The sequence below is a fragment of the Mucilaginibacter rubeus genome (genome assembly GCF_003286415.2).
Lineage (GTDB): Bacteria > Bacteroidota > Bacteroidia > Sphingobacteriales > Sphingobacteriaceae > Mucilaginibacter > Mucilaginibacter rubeus_A.
Genome location: NZ_CP043450.1, coordinates 855,784 through 877,107 on the forward strand (window position 1 = coordinate 855,784; position 21,324 = coordinate 877,107).

The window sequence follows — 21,324 nt, forward strand, 5'->3', positions numbered from 1 at the left end:
TAATAGAATCCGCTTTTATTGTCCCTGGTAATGATAGGTGGTCTGTTTAACAATATTCCCATCTTTGTCTTTTACATTCTTCAGCCGTTGAAGACTATCATATTCGTAGGTAGTCGTCTCATTTTTGGGGTCCGTTATGCTGGTCATACCCACTAATGGATCATAAGTATACGTAATCATCTGCGCGTCCACCGGATAAAAACGTACATCGTCTATCTGTCCATTGGGAATATCAATGGTGTAAGTCCCTCCCGATACATTTATAGGTGAAGATGTCTGTAATATCCAACTGCCGCCAGTTTTTAACCAGTAACTTAAAACATAGCTTCGTGATGATAAATTATTTAAAGTCACATTGTAGGCCCCTGTATGACTCAGATGCCCTGTCCTGCAATCATTAACGGCACTGTTTCCCCCGCTCTCTTCAAATCCGTCGAAGTAAAAATCCTTATTGCCTGAAACAACAGAAACCAGGCTTGAATAAGTTACAGATAAGTTAATGGGAATGCTTAAGTTTTGAGCATCATAGATACTGGCTGCCAGCGTATAGTTTCCGGGAGCTAAACCGGTCAAGACCCTGCTCGACGAATAAGTTCCGCAAGTCGCTGTACCGGTGGCCAAACAAAGCGAAAAAGAGCCCGAATTGTAATTATTTGGCCCCGTAATACCTATAGTGACTTCCGCACGAATTGTACCGCTGCCTTCATCACCACCAAAATCGATTGATAAGCTGGCAGTACCATTAGCGCCAACCGTAAACTGCCGGGTACTGACGTCCCTGCTGGTAGCAGGGAATTGTATAGAAAAACTATTTCCGACAGATGTTACTGTCGTTTTTAAAGTATTGGCTGCGTTTTTGATTTGAACAATGGGATATTGCTGCTGATACCCCCATTGATAGCTGGTTATTGGCCCGGCGGTTTTTCCCGTGCTGGTAATATTGCCCGCTTCATCATATCCCAGATAATTAAATACTGTTTGTACCGGATTGTTCCCTTTTTGTATGTCAATAGTCGCCGGTTCAATAACATTATTCCCCCAATCTGCATAATTCGTTTTTTGAAAGGATAGCAGGTTGCTTACTGTATTTTTATAATTAAAAACCTGGATCGTTGGCGAAAGTATGTTATTTGTTATCATTAAATCATATGGAGGTGTTCCACGAAAATCCAGCGGATATTTATATTGAGTAATATACTTAGTTCCGTCACTGTTAGTTTCATCTTTTTGTGTAGGGAACAGATGGTCCGGGCTATTATAAGTAAGGTTGGTCACTTTATCTGTGGTTGGGGTACCGTTATCATCATAATCGATTTCTTCAGTACTGGTCACTTTTTTTATTCCAGCTTCTTCGTTCACATCAAAATAGCTAAAATCCCAATATCTGGGATGCGGAGCAGGCCTGAATGCCGGGTAAGCATAAGGAAGGGGATACCCGCCGGGATTGTTTCTGCCCTCGCTGTTTTGGCTATGCAGGGTTTGTATAAAACAATTCAACCCGGTATTGATCGTGCTTACCTGCTTTGGGTCATAGTGATTAGTGATATTCTTGACCGGGACATAGTTGTTGTTCACAAATTTATAATAAGTTGTGCTGAGGAGATTTCCCCTGGCCCATGATTTATCCGAATATGTCACATTACCATATTTACCGGTTTCAGGAACAGGGTAGGATTGGTCGGCTTCCGCATCATAGGTGTATAGCGTCTTTTGTTTCTGAGCCTGGCCATCGTCCATCAATTCTGCAACGGATGCATAAATTACGGGACTTCCATGATGAGAACCGGATGGAACAATCGGGTCGGAAAAATAAACAGCTTTAGTAGGACAATCAAAGGCTCCATAATTTCCCGCTACACCGTTATCATATTTTTGGAGAAAAACGTAGGATGATTGTTCTCCGTTTGGCGTTATAGATATTGCGTTACCATATTGATATTGTTTAACTATTGCCGGTGCCGTACTGTTAGCCGTTGAGGTTATCGTTTTAACCCGTAATCCACCGACTAACGATAAATCATCGAAACGATTGGCCTCAAATTGAAAAATTGTTTTACCGCCGGTTGGGAAATCGATTTCTTCCAGGCTTTCTGCTTTCATATAAGTTTCATTCGATGTCCGATTAGCGGGGCTACCTTCTCCGGTCGGAATTAAGGGCAATAGATGATTGTTTTCCAGATGTCCATTATAATACCCCCAGTAATCCTGCGCAAATTCCCCACTGTTTGATGTTGGCCCCGCGGGATGATTCGGATCGATCATCGGAGGCAATGTCATTTGATTGTATTGAAAATGATAACTGTTGATATACTGGCCATTCTTATCTAGTCTTTTGATTTCATCTAAACGTAGCCTTGTAGCAAATTGGGGGTTTGCTGCATTTACATCCCCGAAATAGGTGTGTACTAATTGATAGCTATTTAACGGCACCTCCGCGCCGGCGGTATTGATGGTATTTATTGTTATAGCGCTCAATCTGTTATTTATGAAATCCTTGCGTCCGCCTTCATAAGTGAATGTGACCGACCCATTCTTAAATTTGATCCGCTTAATCAATACCGAGTTGTCTGTAGTGACAATATTACGATGCCACTCCATCTTAAGCTGAGTGGAGGGGTCTCCCGCTATTGGATTATTGTTGTTAAATGTTTGGGATTCGGTAAAGTAGGCATTGCCAGGAAAGACATTATATTCAAAATCGATCTCATCCTTGCCATCGCTGGAGATTATCTTGCTTATATACCAGGAACTTGGACAAGAGCTTCTTGCCGTGTGAACGAGCTCTTTATCATTGAATAGGTAATGCGTTCCGTCTTCCCCTATGATCTCAAAGGTGTTTTGAGTCGCGCCCGTCCAATTAATGACATTATTGCTAAAGGAACGCTGGTGAAGGGTTTTATTGATATCGTATACAAATTGTCCAGATAATCCGTTTCCTACGTTATAAAAATAATCATCAGATCTACCGTCACCGGTATTATTCCCAAATGCTATAGCCTGGACATATTGATACATAGCAATATAATCGCTTCCGGAAGGTGGCGTATAGTTATCTATATAGGATGCCGAGTAATGATCATATTGCAAAAAACCATTTTCATCTTCAATGCCATTAATTACACGGGATACCGCACCGCCGGCATTCAATGACCAACCTAATCCACTACTCCCTGCGAGCTCATTAATTTTAATCCCGCTGGCATGGTAAGATAAACTAACGGGTAAGGATAGTGTACCCGATTTTATTTGATATATTGGGATCTCTATCTTGGGAACACCGGTACTATAGTCAACCGGATAAATGCCATATTTCATAAAAGCCTGCGCTTCCGGCGAAGGCGGAACAGGATTTTGGTCAAAGGTAGGATTATTGGGTTGGCTATATCCGATATTAATTTTCAGTAAGAAGACAAAGGTCATCAAACACGTATAAAGTATGTTGTTTTTCGGGAAATCAGAATAACTCATTTTTGTAAAATATTTAGGTTAACGTCCGTTACTTTTCAACTGTTGTTCCAAGGTTTGTAACCGACCTTCCAGTTCTTTTTCTTTTCGATCCTTTTCTATCAAATACAAGGTCAATTCTTCTACTTTTTTGAGTAACAGCTTATTCATCTCACCAAGATTTTGCCCGTCTTTGGCAATTTCCTGTTCTGAAGGTATTTCGGGCAAGTGCTGGTTTTGGTCGATGTAGGTTTTAACTTCTGATAAGGAGGGCAGCTGGTAGCTTGGTTTGAAGACATAGTCAGGCCATACATTATTAAGCTTAACTGTTACTGATGTTGCAACAGCACTGCCGTTTACCGCAAACTTGTAGCCTTTGGTATCATTTGTATTTATGGCAACATTCCCATTGGCGTCAGTAATTAATACCGGCAATATAGCCGGCGTAATATCCGTGCCTGTTGGTGTTTGGGAGGTAATGGTTTGTAATTGTGATTGTCCACCATTGCCTAATTTACAAGACTTAACGGAGAAGGCTGGCCAATCCTGGGTATTGATAATATATATATCTGTGTTACCATTTGGATTAGAATAGGCTTTTATTGTAAAAGAACTTGTGGCATTACCATTTGTTACCTGGTGAATAATTAGCCCCCCTCGGTTACCTACGTAGTAGGTGGTTACGCCCGTGTTATTTGAGCCCCAGCCGCCGCCAAAAACATCTATCTGCAGTTTGGCAGCATTAGAATCGTTATCCGGCGGGAGGCTGCCAACTAATAAAGATACCCGGGCGGTGCCTCCAACATACTCATACGAGTATTGCGCATGCACTAAGCCGGGCACCATTATTAATCCTAATAAAAATATTACTACTTTAAAAATGTGTATCTTATTCATGAGATTTATTAATCTGTAATTCAAGTTTTTCTATTCGTTTATTTTGCTCTATTAAGTATAAAGTAAGCTCCTCCACTTTTTTTAGCAGCAGCTTGTTCATCTCACCAATGTTCTGCCCATCTTTAGCGATTTCCTGTTCTGAGGGTATTTCAGGCAAATGCTGGTTTTGATCAATGTAGGTTTTAACCTCGGTTAACGATGGTAGCTGATAGGTTGGTTTAAAGACATAGTCAGGCCAGTTGGTGATCTCTACTTTGATTTGTTTGGCACGGATATTTCCGTTGACAGAAAGTGCCTCCTTTGGAGTATTGGTTCCGATACCTACGTTCCCGCTGATGTAGAGCTTATCTGATGACGACCAGGCCGGCGGGTCATATCCGATACCTACTCCTGTTCCGTTAACCTGTAACACTTTTCCGTTTTCTGTACTGCTCAGGTCGATAAATCGAAAATTACTGGCGTATGCCGGCGTGTTCCATGTACCCTGATAAAACATCTTCAACGCGGTCGTCTGATTGGCATCGTACTGGTTGAAAATATGCAGTCTGGCAGCAGGCGCACTTACGCCTATGCCAATCGTTGCTGCAAAATATCCCTGACCATCGGCCCTTACACTAAAATTTGTTGTACCATTGGTTATACCGTCATAATAATAATTGGCTGCATTGTTATTATTATCAGTAATGGCACGGAAAATACCCGCGCCATAATAATACCCTGTGCCTATTTGATGACCGGTAAAAAAAGATTGTCCGACAGAAGTCTGGGCAACAATTTTGGTGTTGTTGTTCAAAGCGTCATTCGCATCCACAGTCACCGTTTTCGTTTGCGCAAGCGCCATATGTACCCCGGCCGAAATAGTTAATGCCGTTAGTAAAGTTCTTTTCATTATTTATTCTGTTTACTTTTTAGTTGTTTAACCTCTCTTTTCAGGATCGTTATCTCTTCTTTGGCCTCAATCATGTATAGCGTCATTTCTTCCATCTTTTTTAGCAAAAGCTTATTAGCCTCGCTGACATCAAGACCAGTTTTGATCATCTCGGCCTCCGACGGAATTCCCGGCAAATGCTTATTTTCCCTGATATAAGTTTTAACCGCGGTCAGGGCCGGTAACCTGTAATTCTTTTTGAACACATAGTCGGACCATCCATTCAGGTCGATCACTACGGACTTAGCATGAACGGTTCCATTGACAGACAGCTTCTGATCGGGTGTTAGCGTTCCGACGCCAACATTCCCGGTGCCGTCAATAGTAAGATCATTCCCATAATACCATTGTGCTCCTGTCCCCAACTTATCAAACATCCGCCGGGTGCCTAAGATCATTTTCCCGGTAGCGTTACCATTGCCTGCATTTCCCGCCACGGTTATTATCCTTGCCTGCCCCCAAGCATTAGTACCATCTGTATTAGCGGGAATGACGAATTCCAACTGAGCTCCTAAAGTTGTTGATCGTCCGCCGGTGTTGGCCTGAATAGCCAGGTCGTTGTTATTGATGCTGACGCTGTTACTACCGTCTATGGAAACACCGCTGCCAACTAAATGTAAGCGTGCAATTGGAGCCGTCGTACCAATACCCACATTACCGTTGTAGGTCCAGGTCATGGCGTGCTGATCGGGGATATCATTTTGATTACTGCCGCCGTTGATAAACAAATCTAACTGTGAACCCCATACATTGGGACCTCCGTGTCCTATTCTGAATTCCGCACTTTCGTTGTAAGTGTAACCGGAAGTACCTAATCTGGAAAGTTTAAAAACTGGTTTGGTTGGAGCTAATACGCCACCCGGTTTACTTGTTGTTGGTTCTACAACCTGTAGATTACTTGCAGGTGTGGCTGTGCCGATGCCAACATTCCCGGTTGCGGGAAATGTGTTTTGTGCGTAACTATGAACGTTTAATAACAAGAGTACTGAAAGAAATGGGTAGGCAAGTTTCATAATAAATGAAGGTTTAAGGTGATTATGATATAATTTTATCGCATAGCTGTACCAAGAAGATACTGTCTAAGAATTCTTTTCAGCGATAAGATAGAGTTGCAAGCCTTTGCAAGGCTTTGATTGGAAGATTTTTCGAAGGCGAAAAAGTATCATATGATAAATGCTTAGGCGCGGCAAACATAATTATTTATTGTTCGCAATAAATACTTTTACATAAATATTAGAGGTCGTAAATAAGCCTATTTTATAACACTTGTGGATAATTCCGCGAAACATCCGCGAACAGGGAGGGGGGCTTTGTGGGGGCAGCTACATCAAATTGCCCGGTTTCTCACGTTAAATAGGGAAGCAGATTAACCTGATCAGATCGAAATCTTCCATGTTACGGCTTCCATCGTCGCAAAAAAAACTTTCTGCGTATATAATTGAGCATTACAGACGCTCGAGAGCAACGGGGCCGAACCGATACTAAAAAAACCAACTGCCCGGAATTCGGGCAGTTGGTTTTTGGGGTTAAAGCGTAACAAACACGTGGTCAGTCGATGTGTGTCCGGCAGGGATCTGATTATCAGTCGGTGCCGTGTTGGTCGAGATCTGGCAGACGCGGCTGGTCACCGTTAAACATTGTGCAGTGCTCGGGTTGGGAACGGTTTTGGTCCAGTGGAAACCGTTCCCGGCAGTTTGCCTGGCGTAATAAGTGGTAGCCTGTGGCTTAGGGCTGAACGCAAATGCACTGCCTGCGCCCGAAAGGGCTGCGATGGCCATAAGGCCCATTCTGATCTTTTTCATGGTCTTTAATGTTTAAAATTTGTTTACGGGTTTTACCGCAGGACCCGTATTAACCTGATTTCGCGCGCGAGAAATATCTTATGCCTGCTAAGGCTTTTGTTGTGTGTTCATTTGTTTAGCCCGGTAGTATCGGATTGCTGCGACCGCAAGAACGGTAAACAAGAGGTTGAGCACAAAATGCTGTTCCCAGTTCAGCGATCGGAGGGCACCCCCGCAGGCGCAGGGCGCTCTCGGGAAAAGGTGTATCAATGCCGCACCGGCGTATAAGCTGAAGGCCGTCATCATGCCGAGGAAAATATAAATACCCGTCAGGCGGCTTTGATCCGGTATCATTAAGGCGGCAACAACAATTTCCGCCAGGGGAAGGGTATAGGTCAGGGGGAATGTTATCCATCCCGGCAAATGCTGGAACCGCATGGCAACCTCGAAGTTTTGAAAATCCAGCAATTTGCTCAAGCCGGTATACAGGAACAGGAGTATCAGCAATGCAGTGACCAATTCGTATAGCAGTTCTTTTTTCATGGTTTATGGAATAAGGTGTGAAGGGAAGTTGATTTCACCGGGATGTTCAAACCGGAGCAGGAAGTGGAGCACCCCGCCGCTGCCTGTCCGGAAATCAGGTGAAGGCATTAACTGGGTACCATCTAACCAGAAGCATATGCCTTTCTCCCGGTAACAGGAATTGAGCAGGACATCGCGGACAGCGGTAGCACGTGAGTACCATTCTTCGTCGCCGAAGACACGGAAAGCCTCGAGGTAAACTTCACCCAGGCCGCTGAGTCCATTACCAAATGCGCAGTAATTACTGGTGATCTGTATTGGGTGGTATCTTAGTACCTCAGCAGCTATTTGCTGGTATTGAAGGTCTCCCAGTACCTCAAAGGCTTTGATAAAGGTCAGTGCTATGCCTGTAAACCCATGTTCGAGCCAGGGATCAACGGTATTATTTTCTGTGCTTACCGGCCACGTCAAATTTCCGCGGTCAGGTTTGCGCTGCCCGGAAAGCCAGTTTAAGGCTGAAGTGATCCGCGCTTTTAAATGACCCGTAGGATATTTGGCGAAATAGCACAGCAGGAAATAGGTGATGCCCGCGACACCGTGCGAAAACCCGGTGATTGCAAATCTTTTTTTGCCGGATCCTGCGGGGCCTCCCATCCAGGACCCGTCTTTTTGTTGCAGGTTGGCTATTGATTTAACGATTTCCACCAGTTTTCGCAGATCGGGTTCATCGGATTGCTGATCGATAAGGTTCAATAGTTTCAAACCCAACCCGGCGAGGCCAGCGGATGTTTGGGGTGGGGTATCATCGCTGATATCATCCGGTAGCGGTTCGGCTATATTCATGAAAGTCGAGCGAAGTCGAGTGTCTAACTCCGCCAATGATATTTCAGCCATCAAGATTTGTACTTCCAGATTAGAAAGTTGGATTACTGTAGACTTTTCCAGCCGGGTGTTGATCGCTGACACAATAGTTGAATGCTCGGCAGGAGGGCAGAACCGGGTAAACAAGGCGAGGATACTGATTTCGGCAAACTCATTCGGCTGCAGGCGGTTCGGATCAGTACAGACAAATGCCATTTCCCGGCCGTAGCTTACTGACGGCAAATCAGCGGCAAAGTGGGCGTGGTTTGCTAAAGCGATATGGGCAAGGGTTTGAATGCCGTCTTTAATGATAGTTGCTGGATCACAGGAATGCGATATGTCAACATAAGATATTTCGTCTGTTGTGAGCAGCACCATATCATAAAGTTCCAGTTTGCTTTTAATTTCCGCCAAGGAAGGCCGGAGGCTTTCATCCGCATTTAAGCAGGCAACGGTTATGCTGATAAGGCTAGGGGAGTCCAGGAAGTAAGCAAGATTACGGGTAAGCAGCTCCGGGTCCATTTGGTTCAGTTTGTTCGGCAGAATGCCTGTCAGTACCGATATCAGCAGCGAGCCTAAGCTGTAAATGTCATCCTGAAAGGAGGGTGTCTTGCAGCTTTCCTGTGCCGGTGACATATAGCCGGTCGTTCCTAAGCTGAATGGCGGGTTTGGAGTTCCGGTCCCCATATGGTAACATAACTCAACATCAATGGCGAAAACCTGCCCTGTTTCGGTTACAATAAAGTTGGCGGGTGTTACGTCACGGTGCACAAATCCTTCCTGGTGGAATATGCAGAGGATACCGACAACTCGTAACAGGTAACTGATCATTTCCCTTCTTCGTTCCGTAGGCATGGTTCGCCAGGTGCGACCCTCATTCAGTTGGGCTGTTTTTTCGCTTAGTGACACGGATTCTTTGTAGTCCATGGCGAAGAATGCATCTCCGTGCAATTCAAAATAGGAGATGGCTTTTGGAAGGATGGCTTTTGTTTCAAAGTGCCTGTGGATTTCAAATTGCCGCTTCAGGCGGTCTTTGGCATCCCGGCCGGCATTATCGAAGCTTTGGTATTGCCGGCCCTGTTTGATGACGCACCATTGCATATCAAAGACCCGGTTTATTTTCAATGCCTTGAACACATTGCCTTTGGGGTCTTTTTTTAAAATTTCGATGGGGATGTATTGCCGGTTTAATAGGCGCGGTTGTTTTAACGGTTTCAATGGCCTGATATCGTCGAATGGCCATGACATATTGTTTGATTTGATTTTTTGCAGTAATTCATCAGCAATTGTAGCGCCGTAAAATATATCCTCTTTTGCGATGTTAAGGGAGTTTTGTTCAAAGGGGTGTCCATAGCTGACGGCGATAACGGGTGTAAGGTGGAAAGCGCAGGGCATCAAAGGCCCGATGATGCCTGTTGTCAAAGACTGCAATTCATCAGCAATAAGCCTCGCTTCTTTGCCGGTATTTGCAATGATCGTGATCACCTTCCCGGTTAACGCAAAGCCTGCCCGTCCGTCGAGGATGGTGCTATGTGCTTCTGTATTAGCTGGGATAGCAAAGCAAACGCCTAGGGGTTTCAGGCATGCAAGTACCGCTGTGATTATCTGGTCAAACTGTTGCGGAACAATACTGATATGGATCAGCCAGGCGTTGTTTTCGTTCGGGTTGCCTGAAATTAAATAGGGTGCAGCAATGCAATAAGCATATCCTTGTTCAGCTAAATAGGAGGCGTAATCATTCTGCCTGTTTAATTGAGATCCGGTAGTTTTATTATCCGGTTGAGTAATTGTGTCATAATGCTGGCTGAATTCAATTTGTTCCATTTTGCTGGTATGAAAGATGGTTTCTTTACAGGCAAAGGAACGGGCTTTAAGAAAGCAAAAACAGTGGGAAAAGGGTGGGAAACTATCTGCCTAGTATAAATAGAAGTATTATGGGAAATACATTTGAAATATAATAATTCAACTCACTTTTAATGTTTTTTCGTTATGTTCAGATGTTCAAAGCCTTAATACATTTCAACCCTAAATAACGAATTAATTTATTATTGCCTGATTCCAGTTTAGGAAAAATTAATTACGTCAATACAATTAGTTTGAAAGACAAAGCCTAATAGCTATTCTCCGTGTTTTTTCGGCACCGCCGGTACCCGTATTATCAAATGCTATGCGCACGTTACCCTGCTGGTAGGTTACAGCAAGTTCCTGTCTCAGCGTTACTGTTGTCCCTAGCGCCAAGCCGTCCTGAAACGGGCGGTTTTTTTTGTTATATCGGGTTAAGTGCATGGGCTAAAGTGCCTTTCAAGCGTTTTTCGATGTGCTTAGATTGATGCGATAGCTGATGCGCACAATCAATCTCTCATATCATGCATAATTTGTGCGGTTCGGAGCTTTTAATGTTTTGAAAGCACGCCACGGGCATGTCCAAGCTATAAAAACCTTGCCCAACCTGGTTTTTTTTCCGTGGTGATTACCACGCCTCAAGTTTTTGTTTATACTATCTTTTTTGAAGACACCCAGTTGATTTTTAATGTCGAATACGTATATTGCGATGGTATTATAATAACGCATTTCGCAAATCGCTATTTGCCTGTAATTAACTGTTACCCTTATCACGAATGAGAAAATGATACTTTCACCTTCTTTCCGGCTCCCTTTTCCTATATTAGCAAAACCCGTTACACTCAACGAATAGATGACGACAAGCCGAAGACAACTTTGCATGAGTTGATCCGTGCCAGGATGAAAACCAATATGCGTACTTCATCAAAATAATAAGCATTACGAATACGAAATAAACGACATCCCTTTATGGCTGTGACGGTTTTTAGCGTCTGCAAAACTTTACAGGTACGCAATAGTATCCCATCAAACATGTCGGCTCTCATTTTCAAGAACAACTATTATTAAATAATTTAAACAGATGAAAAGGCTAACCTTAATCACAATTTTGTTCGTATCTATATCGAACTTTCTTTTTGCCCAATGGACAACCAGCGGAACAGTAACATCTACTACTAATTCTATTGGCATTGGGACCGCAAACCCAAATCAAGTCTTTGATGTAACTGGAACGGGAGGTTCTTTTAGTACTACGGGTAAAGCCAATGCTGCTTTCATACAAGATCACATTAATTATCGAGGTATTTATCTTGGTTATGATAGCTCAGATCAGATAGGGATTATTGGAAGCAGTACACCCGGGGTACCAAGTAACCTCGCATTTTGGAACTATGGAAGTACCGGCTGGTTTGAAGCTATGCGCCTTACGTCTAAGGGCTATTTAGGTATTGGAACAACAGCTCCACAGGGGGCGTTACACGTCAACGGCATGTCTGTTTTCGCTGGAAACTGGAGCAATTTAGATAACAGAAATAACACGGTCAGCCTTAATTTTTTAGCCAATACTGGTCAGATGGTTTTGGGCTGGAACAGGACCCGGGGTGATGGGGAGACGGATTTTATCGCTAATCAAGGAGCCGGTCCCCTTGGTGGATTTTCATTCTATAACCATGACAATAGCAATAACGAAAATCAGTTACTTTACATTCGCGGTGATGGTAATGTAGCCATTGGCACGTCAGATCCTAAAGGATATAAGCTTGCAGTGAACGGTAGTGTTATTGCAACGTCAGTAACTATCAAGTCTTATGGTAGCTGGCCTGATTACGTTTTCAAGTCAACTTATAAGCTTAAACCCTTAGCGGAAGTCAAGGACTACATCGACAAAAATCAACATTTACCCGAAATCCCGTCTGCCGAAGAAATAGAAAAAAACGGGTTGAACTTAGGAGAAATGAACAAATTGTTGATGAAGAAAGTAGAGGAACTAACGCTGTACCTGATAGAGAAAGACAAGGTGGAAAAGGAGCAAAAGAAAATCAATCAAAATTACGCTACTCAAATAGAAAAGCTTACCAAACATCTCGAATTACTGACTAATCAACTTAATGCCTTCAAATCACAAACTTCAAATAAATGAAAAATCTATACCTGGCCTTATCCGCATTGTTGTTTTCGGTAAGCGCCTTCGCGCAAAATACATTTCCCGCCGGTGGAAACGTTGGAATTGGGACCTCAAGCCCAACAAGTGGGTTGGAAGTACATACAGAAGGTTCGAATGTGAATGATGGGGCGCTATTTCTGGTCGGTGGAGTCAATGCCGGGTTTGGCGGGGGAGCGACTTTGGCCGGAATCAAGACCATTGCTGGTGACGGCGGACAATACAACCTGTTCAAAGTCCAAAATGCCGCGGGGCTTAAATTCCTGATCAATGGGTTGGGCAATGTTGGCATAGGTACAGGATCACCGCAAACTAAATTAGATGTTGCAGGCGGCATTACTGCATCTGGCGAATCCCATTATTATTTGGGCAGCTATGTTGATCCGCTTGTTGGTGCTGGGTTTGCAATAAAGGTGGGATCAAACGGCATCGCTGTAAATGGAAACTCAGTTTTTAACGACGGTATCAGTATCGGTACGAGTACTTTACCTACAGGTTACAAGTTCGCAGTAAATGGTGGTGTAATCGCGACTAACGTAACTATTAAACTCTATTCCCAATGGCCTGATTATGTTTTTAAACCTAACTATCAACTTCCATCTTTAACGGAAGTTAAAACCTATATTGACAAGAACCAGCATTTGCCTGAGATTCCATCGGAGCAAGAGATTACCAAAAATGGTTTGAACCTAGGCGAAATGAACAAGCTTCTTTTGAAGAAAGTGGAAGAGTTGACCTTGTATTTGATCGAAAAAGACCAAATCATTAAGGAACAACAAAAAAAATTGTCCGATCAGGAGTTAATAAATAAGGTTTCGGAAGAGCGGCTGAAGCGACTTGAAAGTTTTTTGCCTTCGTTAAAAACTAATCGATAAAATATCCAGAGCAGTAAATTAAACTTTATCACATTAGTCGTGAAGTAGTATTTCGTCTATGTATTGATAGTTAAGTATTTAACTGCCGAAATGCCTGTGTCTATATTTTGATTTCTTAAATTATTACTATTAAACCTATCATGAAAATAAAGCAGTTTCTGCTATTGGCGTTCTGTATGCTATCAGGCACGATGCCTCTGTTCGCCCAAAAAAGTATTGTTGATGTAAACACGCTGAACGGCTCTGCCAGCGCCGTTATCCCACTTGAAGTAGTCAAGCGCGGCGGGGTATCCATCCCTGTAAACCTGGTGTATTATGGCGGCGGCGTTAAACCCAAAGATGTGGAAAGAAACGCAGGCATTGGTTGGTCGGTAGAAACAGGTGGCCAGGTAAGCCGTCAGTTGCGTGGCCTGCCCGATGATTGCAAAAAAGACAATTCCAACGCCACAATGACGGGCTGGATCTATAATACCAATCAAAGCAAGATCAATAGTTTTGCCCCTGTTAATAATGGCACAACCTGTGCCAATGAAACCACAGATATCAACTACCTGACTGCCAATTTTGCTTATAACTCTGATACCGAGCCCGATGTTTTTAATGTGAGTGCACCGGGGCTTTCCTGCCAGCTGATCTGGGACCAAAACCTGTCGGGCTTCCGGCCGGTCGAATACCAGGATCTTGTTATTACACCTTCCTATAACGCCACAACTGGTGTGATCACGGGCTTCACCATCGTCAACGATCAGGGTATTAAATACGTCTTTTCTTCGCCTGAACTTGTGACAATGAAAGCGGTAATCGCTGCCGGTGCAACGATTAACTATTTTAAAAATACTTACAACCAATTTGTTAACGGAATCAATTTCTATGACAACTGGCACCTGACCAGTGTAACGGATATTAACGGCAATGGGGTTAGTATCACCTACAACGCCGGGCAACCCCGGAGTGGTTCTGATCCTATCGTTTTATATACAGGCGGAGCAAGCGGAAGCACTACCAAAATTGCGCAATATAATATTGTGCGTACGATAACACCCCAGACACTCGGCATGATCGCCGAAGTTTATACAGATGGTTATTCGCCGCTCGTAACTTTTAACTGGAGCCAGTGGTCGACCGGTCAAATGGTGATCAACAATGTTACCAGGGGGGCTAAGATATACACATTTAATTATTCGGCAGTTTATTCATCAGGTACTAATTTCAGACGGGCATTTCTTCGGAATGTCTATATCAGCGGATGCAGCTCCCCATTCAATTATCAATTTAAGTATTATAATGAAATACCATCAACAGGAAATGATTATACAACCTCACTTGGCGATTCAACGACCACCAAAGTGGATTACTGGGGCTATTACAATGGTACAAGTACCGGCCTGCTGCCTTCGCTAATTGTTAATCCATCCAACAGCAATTATGCCCGTTATGCAGTGAACGTATCTTCGACAGTAGGTTCTGATTATGCCAATGCCCTGGCAGGCAACACCCGTACCGTGAATGCCAGTAATATTATCGCCGGGTCTTTAAGCAAAATCTATTACGCGACGGGAGGGAATACCACCATCCAGTATGAGCCCAACGATTACCTCGACGTACCGTCAAACACCACAATACAAGGCGGCGGAATCAGGGTTAAGTCAATCACGGATTCCGCGGTGACTTCGGCCACTACGATGGTACGCAACTATACCTATAAAACCTCATTACTCATTAACGCTCCTTCCAGTGGCAAACCGGTAACCCTGCCGCAGTTCGCTTTTACTACCCCCTATTCAGGAACTGCCACAGGGAATGACTACTGGAATTATTCCACCATCCGTTCGGAAACGGATCTTTCGGCTGAAAGCCATTCCATCATGTATGAGTATGTGTATGAAAGCAGCAACGGGGCCGGTTCTAAGCTGACCCAGGTTTACCTGCCCGCAATGAACTGGGACAATGGTGCTGCCCCAGCCTGTAGTGGCTGTACAACAGAATGGTTGCCTACAATTAATTATGCCGCACGGACAAACTGCGCTTCCAGCTATGGGCCGGTAAAAAACTATACTGGTTCTTATCCTTTTGCGCCAAATGGCAACTATGATTTTGAAAGGGGGCTGCCTGTAAAAGAAACAACCTTCAGCGGGGATCAGCTAAAAGTAAGTGAAACCACTTATTCGTATCTGCGTACCGCAACACCGTTTGTTATTCCTGCGCTCGAAATCGATGACAACGTCAATGGTGGCCTGACCGTCAGAGCCTACAGCAAGTATGGTATTTATACCTCTACTGGTGAACTGCAAGCGACGCAAACGAACCTGGTATATGATAGTCCTGGTTCAACGACTTATAAAACGTCTTCGGTTACCTATGCCTATAATACTACCCAACATAAACTGATCCAGCAAAGCACCACGAACAGCGATGGGAGCGTGCTGACCAACAACATTAAGTACATTAAAGATTTCACAACCTCAGGAACCAACGCTGATGTTGTGGCGCTCAATAACCTCAAAGCCCTCAATATAAACCTTCCTGTCGAAACTTATCAGCAGGTTACGGCAGGTGGAACTACCAAAACAGTATCCGCTTCATTGACCCGTTTCGGGGCCTTTGCAATCGGAGGGGTAACCAGTTATATGCCAGCGCAATCACTTAAATTCTTTTCGGCCGATGGCGATGCTGCTTTTACACCATACCAGATCAATTCAGGTACACCGGCATTCTATAGCGGGTATGTTCCAGCAACAAACTATCTTACATACGACTATTTCGGAAACCTCGCAACCGTAGATGATGCGCATAAACATGTAAGTACAACAGTAACCAATTACCTGACCAACACCGTCGAGGCCACTTTCTCCAATGCAGCAACGGGTGAAGTTGGCTTCCTGGACTTTGATTGCCCTTTGGTACAGGGAACTGCTTTCGATGTCGGCACAGCTATACCCGTAAGTAATGTTGGCCATAGTGGAAATGCCATACCCATGAATAGCGGTGTCGCCTTTTCCAAAGCCCTGCAAAAGAATGCCCAGGCGGCAAATTATATTTTTTCATTTTGGGCGAATGCACCTGTAGGCAGCGTTACCCTCACGATGAACCTGACAGGTATTTCTACCATTACCAAAACCTATGCCGGTACAGGCGGCTGGAAATATTATTCGTTTACCATACCAATGTCAGGTGTGCCTTCGTCATTTACTTTCGGTTTTTCCAATAATGTCAATGTTACGGTAGACGACATTCTCTTCTACCCAGAGAACTGCGAAGTAACCACTTACAACTATGATCCATCTACGTTCGCGCTGAGATGCAAGACAAACACCAATGGGATCTCAGCCTATTATACCAATGACATATGGGGCAGGTTGCTTTACACCTATGACCAGGACAAAAATTTGCTATCGAGAAATACATATGTAACACCTGGTGACCAGCAAAATCCTCTGCCTCTAACCGTGACGGCACAAGGATACAACCTCTATACAGGCTCAGCTATTTCCATTAATACTTCCGGCTATACCAACTGTACGAATACCGGGGTCGTATACCAGTGGAACTTTGGCGATGGGGGAACAGCAACAACTTCTACAGGATATGCAACACATACTTATTCCGCAACAGGCACCTATACCATAACGTTGACGGCTACATCCCCGCTGTACGGTACACAAACCGTAACTACATCCGTAACCATTACCACGCCTCCGCCACCACCCACGTATGTTGTTTTGCATTATACCAATTACACGACCAGCAACGGCAGTATCACAAATGTCGCCTTCAACAATGGAAGCACTACTATAAACCTGACCGGGGCGCAATTGGAAGGTTACCAGTTGCCACTGGGCACCTACACGATAACCGTTACTTTGGGCGGCGGAACGCAATACAATTCATCAACAGACTCTGGTTATGGTTGTGTATACTTGACTGGTAAATTGAACGTCTGCCGTGATTATGATGTTCATAATACCAATACCTATGCCTTCCTGAGCAGTAACCTTACCACATCAGGCTCGCTGTATTTCACCGTATACAAACCTAATTGCGCAAATGCACTTCCACAATAATGAAGAACCTTATCATATTTAAAGGAATAATGTACAGAGGATCTTGCATTATTTCACTGGCGGTATTAACGCTTTTCCTGCTAAATAATACAGCTGAAGGGCAAACGCCCGGTTTTGTACAACAGGATATTATCAAGAGGCAAGCTGTGTATACAGATGCTGATATTCCGCTGCTTGGCATCGCTGACAGGCAGGTGATCAGGAGCTATTATGACGGTCTTGGCCAGGCTTTACAAACCATCGCGGTAAAATCCAGCCCTGCCGGTAACGACATCATCCAGCCCTATGCTTTCAATGCCTTAGGACAGCAAACCATCAGCTACCTACCCTATGTGGCGACAGGCAGTTCCGGTGTTTATCGCCCTAATGCACTTACTACTGAGCAATCTGCCTTTTATAGTAATGGCTTAGCGGATAAAGTAGCTGACGACAGCAATCCTTATTCGCAGGTTTTTTATAGTGATGATCCTTCCCAGCGACTATTACTGGCAGGCAAAGTCGGTAACGGCTACCAGGTCGGACAGCATTCCAAAAATATAAACTACCGTTCCAACAATTCCGGCGATGGCAATATCATTGTCTGGAGTGCAGCAGGTGCGAATACCGGAAATTATGCGGCCACAAAATTATCGGTTACCGAAGCTACGGATGAGGATCAAAAAAAGGTTGCAACTTTTAACGACGCGACAGGTCGTTTGATCCTTAAACGGGAATATACCGAAACTGCAGGTAAGTACCAGGATACCTATTACATTTATAACAGCGCCGGGCAGGTGAGCTATGTAGTACCGCCCAAGGCGCTCGACCTGATGGTAACGGCAGGAAATTACAGCCTGGCACAAGCAGGAGTAAATAAGTTGATCTTCCAATATTGGTACGATAACCAGGGACGCGTTAATCAAAAATTGATACCAACCAAGGGCCTGGTCAATATCATTTATGACCCGCTCAACCGGCCAGTACTGGTACAGGACGCACAGATGGCAACAAGCTATAAATGGTACTATACCAAATATGATGCGAAGGACCACCCGGTAAGCAGCGGTGTTTATACCGATCCCAACCATTATTCGGCAAGTGCCATGCAAACCGCGGTGAATGGCAACACTACCTATAATACCTACTGGTACGAAACCCGTAACAGCATAGCTTTGACAGGTTACTATTCGAATAACACTTTCCCTTCGAGTGGTATCACTCCTCTCACATATGTCTATTTCGACAATTACGATATGGACATGTCGGGCTCGGATGATTATTCCTATACCAGTCCCGGCGGGCTGACCGGCGAAAACGCCCAGACTACGGCAACCCTCCGGGGGGTGCCCACCATGACGCGGAAAACGACAGTCGGCAATGGCATCACAGCGGGTACCTGGTTGGTGTGCTATACTTTTTATGATAGTAACGGCAGGCCGATACAAACCAAAAGCAATAACCAGCTGACCACAACAGTAAGCGACAGTAAGACCAATGTGTATGATTTCGCCGGCAGCCCCACACAAACAAAAGTGGCGAAAGTGGTGGCAGGCAATACAACTTCTGTTATAACCACTATCGGGTATGATCCTACGCGACGGGTTAACAGTATCGACCAGAGCTATAATGGCGGGACAGCTATCAGGATAGCTTCCTATGTTTACAATGAGCTTGGACAATTGGTAGAGAAAAACCTGGGTTTGATTAACAGCGGAATAATACCTCAAACCCTTGATTTGAAAGCCACCTACAGCGGAACCAATGCATTTGTAGCTTCTCAAAGCATTACGTTATCTGAAAATTTCTCAGTTCCGGCGGGCTCTACTTTTTCTGCTTCAATTCAGACAAACTATCTTCAGTCGGTAGATTACCGTTACAACATTAGGGGAAATTTAATTAGTATCAATAACAGTAAACTGAGCGCGGATAACGGCACCGGTTATACCAATGATGACAGTAATGATCTTTTCGGGATGCAGTTCCTGTATGATAATGCAGATGCCAATATTGGCAATACCGCTTATTATAACGGCAACCTATCTGCGATAAAATGGATGAGCAAAGACGGAAGCGGCACAAGCAGTGTTGAACGGAGCTATAAATATACTTACGATGCCGCAAATCGCTATAAAGGCGAAAGTTACGCCGAACGGGCAACAGCATCTACAGGCGCTTTCGGAAGCAACGTTGGGGGCTTTGATGAAAATGTGGGGCTTTATGACTTTAACGGGAATATTCAAACCTTGACCAGAAAAAGCTCCACTCCAGGTGGCTCCTCGGTGTCAACCATTGATAACCTAACCTATACATATGATGTCGCGAACCCCAATCAGCTGAAATCTGTAGTGGATGCCAGTGGTAATAGTGCCGGGTTTGTTGGAGGTGCTGGAAGCTATACCTACGATGCTGTGGGCAACCTAACGGCCGATCCTTACAAAGTACTCGGAATCACCTATAATGACCTGAACAAGACCAATGTGATTACGGTAAGTTCCGGTACCAACAGGCACCTTGATTATACCTATGACGCCTCTGGTGCGCTGATTCGAAAGCAACAGTACGATAATGGTGTTTTGGGGACTACTACAGATTATATTGACGGCTTTGTGTATATTGGCAACTCCCTCAGTTATTTCCCGATGCCGGAAGGTCGGGTGCGCAACACGGGAAGTTCTTTAAAACCCGAATACATCATCACCGATCAACAGGGAAATGCCAGGATCAGCTTTGAGGAAAGTGCAACAGCTGGCGTACCGGTAGTAAGACAGGAGAATAGTTATTATGGTACGGGCATGTCCATGACCAGTACAACTATACTGCCCACAAGTCCTAATAAAACCCTGTATAACGGCGGCAGCGAATGGCAGAATGACTACAGTAACTCCCCTGATTATTATCAGACGCTGAACCGGAATTATGATGCGGCTTTGGGGCGTTTTGTAGCCGCAGACCCGATGGCGGAAGAGACTGAATCCATGACGGTTTATCAGTATGCTAACAATAATCCGATCATGATGAATGACCCGGATGGAGATTATGCTCAGTCGCTGTATTATTCCTTTATGAGTAATCCAGGAGCATCAGTTGCGAGTCCTTTCTCTGATCCTTATTTCAATGCGAAAATGACCACGGCATTTAGACTACGTGGTACTGATAATATGTGGAATATGGATGGCGGGGGTAATTGGCTTACAAACGATGTTAATGGATCAGGCGGCGGTGGTTCCGGACCAGGAAGCAGTTGCGGCAGCGGTTGTACTTTGGTCTATCAGGCGGGAGCAAACAATAATTTAATGAGTACCGAGGAGCTAACGTACCTTTTGTTGAAAAAGAACGTTGGAATAGACTTTATAACAGGCAAATTAACATATTATGCTCCAGGAGGATATTCGCTTGATTATGCTCGCAAAGGAGCCGGGACTGTATGGGTTCCTTATACTATAAATTTAAACAATGCAGCACAAGGTAATAATCAAGGTCAAGGTGGGACACCTTGGGTAAACTTTGCAAGAAGTCAGTTAGGAGTAAAGGAAGCCACAGGCCATAATGATGGCCCCGATGTTGATAAATATCTCGCAACTGCTGGCTTATCAGGAACCGGCTTACCATGGTGTGGCTGTTTTGTAAATTGGTCTATGAAAAGCGCGGGAATAACAGGCCGACCAAAAAATCCAGCTTTGGCCTTAAATTGGCGGGATTTTGGACAAAAGCTAAATCGACCTGCCTTTGGTAGTGTCGGAAGTCGTGAAAGAAAAGGAGGCGGTCACGTTGGACTTATTGTAGCAACTGATGCTGATCGGCCTGGGTGGGTTGTAATGTTGGGTGGCAACCAGGGAGATGCCGTATCATATGAGTCTTTTCCGATTTCTATTTTGAAGTTTAATTATCCCTCCGGGTTTGTACCTTCGTATACGTTACCTTCAATGACTGGCATACCAAGGGGAGTTAGAATGCAATAAAATAAAATAACCTA

Annotated in this window: 12 protein-coding genes; 4 read left to right on the forward strand and 8 right to left on the reverse strand. The window is 44.3% G+C overall.

Going from position 1 to position 21,324, the window contains the following annotated elements; genetic code table 11:
* Positions 1 to 15 precede the first annotated feature (15 nt).
* From DEO27_RS03440 to DEO27_RS03475, 8 genes are all read right to left on the reverse strand, one after another.
* Positions 16 to 3,468 carry an RHS repeat domain-containing protein gene (locus tag DEO27_RS03440; protein WP_112569755.1) on the reverse strand — a complete coding sequence of 1,151 codons (3,453 nt, stop codon included), beginning with the start codon at positions 3,466 to 3,468 and terminating at the stop codon, positions 16 to 18.
* Between the two features lie 18 nt (positions 3,469 to 3,486).
* Positions 3,487 to 4,341: a hypothetical protein gene (locus tag DEO27_RS03445; protein ID WP_112569757.1), complete on the reverse strand. Its 855-nt coding sequence runs from the start codon at positions 4,339 to 4,341 to the stop codon at positions 3,487 to 3,489.
* The gene (locus DEO27_RS03450; protein WP_112569760.1) at positions 4,334 to 5,230 is read right to left on the reverse strand and encodes a hypothetical protein; all 897 of its coding nucleotides are present in this window, start codon (positions 5,228 to 5,230) and stop codon (positions 4,334 to 4,336) included. The genes DEO27_RS03445 and DEO27_RS03450 overlap by 8 nt, the downstream gene beginning before the upstream one ends.
* Positions 5,230 to 6,282, reverse strand: a complete 1,053-nt coding sequence (locus tag DEO27_RS03455; protein WP_112569762.1) for a hypothetical protein — start codon at positions 6,280 to 6,282, stop codon at positions 5,230 to 5,232. Before DEO27_RS03455 ends, DEO27_RS03450 begins: the two co-directional genes overlap by 1 nt.
* A 513-nt stretch (positions 6,283 to 6,795) precedes the next feature.
* A complete protein-coding gene (locus tag DEO27_RS03460; protein WP_112569764.1) occupies positions 6,796 to 7,071 on the reverse strand; it encodes a hypothetical protein in 276 nt (91 codons plus the stop codon).
* 87 nt (positions 7,072 to 7,158) lie between these two features.
* The gene (locus tag DEO27_RS03465) at positions 7,159 to 7,593 is read right to left on the reverse strand and encodes a MauE/DoxX family redox-associated membrane protein (RefSeq protein WP_112569766.1); all 435 of its coding nucleotides are present in this window, start codon (positions 7,591 to 7,593) and stop codon (positions 7,159 to 7,161) included.
* 3 nt (positions 7,594 to 7,596) lie between these two features.
* Positions 7,597 to 10,257, reverse strand: coding sequence for a lanthionine synthetase LanC family protein (locus DEO27_RS03470; protein ID WP_112569768.1), 2,661 nt, complete (start codon positions 10,255 to 10,257; stop codon positions 7,597 to 7,599).
* 267 nt (positions 10,258 to 10,524) lie between these two features.
* Positions 10,525 to 10,719, reverse strand: a complete 195-nt coding sequence (locus DEO27_RS03475) for a hypothetical protein (protein WP_112569770.1) — start codon at positions 10,717 to 10,719, stop codon at positions 10,525 to 10,527.
* Between the two features lie 637 nt (positions 10,720 to 11,356).
* Between DEO27_RS03475 and DEO27_RS03480 the strand changes: the two genes are divergently transcribed.
* The 4 genes from DEO27_RS03480 to DEO27_RS03495 all read left to right on the forward strand — a co-directional run bounded on the left by DEO27_RS03480 (position 11,357) and on the right by DEO27_RS03495 (position 21,310).
* Positions 11,357 to 12,415 carry a hypothetical protein gene (locus DEO27_RS03480; protein WP_112569774.1) on the forward strand — a complete coding sequence of 353 codons (1,059 nt, stop codon included), beginning with the start codon at positions 11,357 to 11,359 and terminating at the stop codon, positions 12,413 to 12,415.
* Positions 12,412 to 13,311, forward strand: coding sequence for a hypothetical protein (locus DEO27_RS03485; protein WP_112569776.1), 900 nt, complete (start codon positions 12,412 to 12,414; stop codon positions 13,309 to 13,311). Before DEO27_RS03480 ends, DEO27_RS03485 begins: the two co-directional genes overlap by 4 nt.
* A 140-nt stretch (positions 13,312 to 13,451) precedes the next feature.
* A complete protein-coding gene (locus DEO27_RS03490; RefSeq protein WP_112569778.1) occupies positions 13,452 to 17,372 on the forward strand; it encodes a PKD domain-containing protein in 3,921 nt (1,306 codons plus the stop codon).
* 29 nt (positions 17,373 to 17,401) lie between these two features.
* A complete protein-coding gene (locus DEO27_RS03495) occupies positions 17,402 to 21,310 on the forward strand; it encodes a TIGR02594 family protein (RefSeq protein ID WP_190295308.1) in 3,909 nt (1,302 codons plus the stop codon).
* Positions 21,311 to 21,324: the final 14 nt, after the last annotated feature.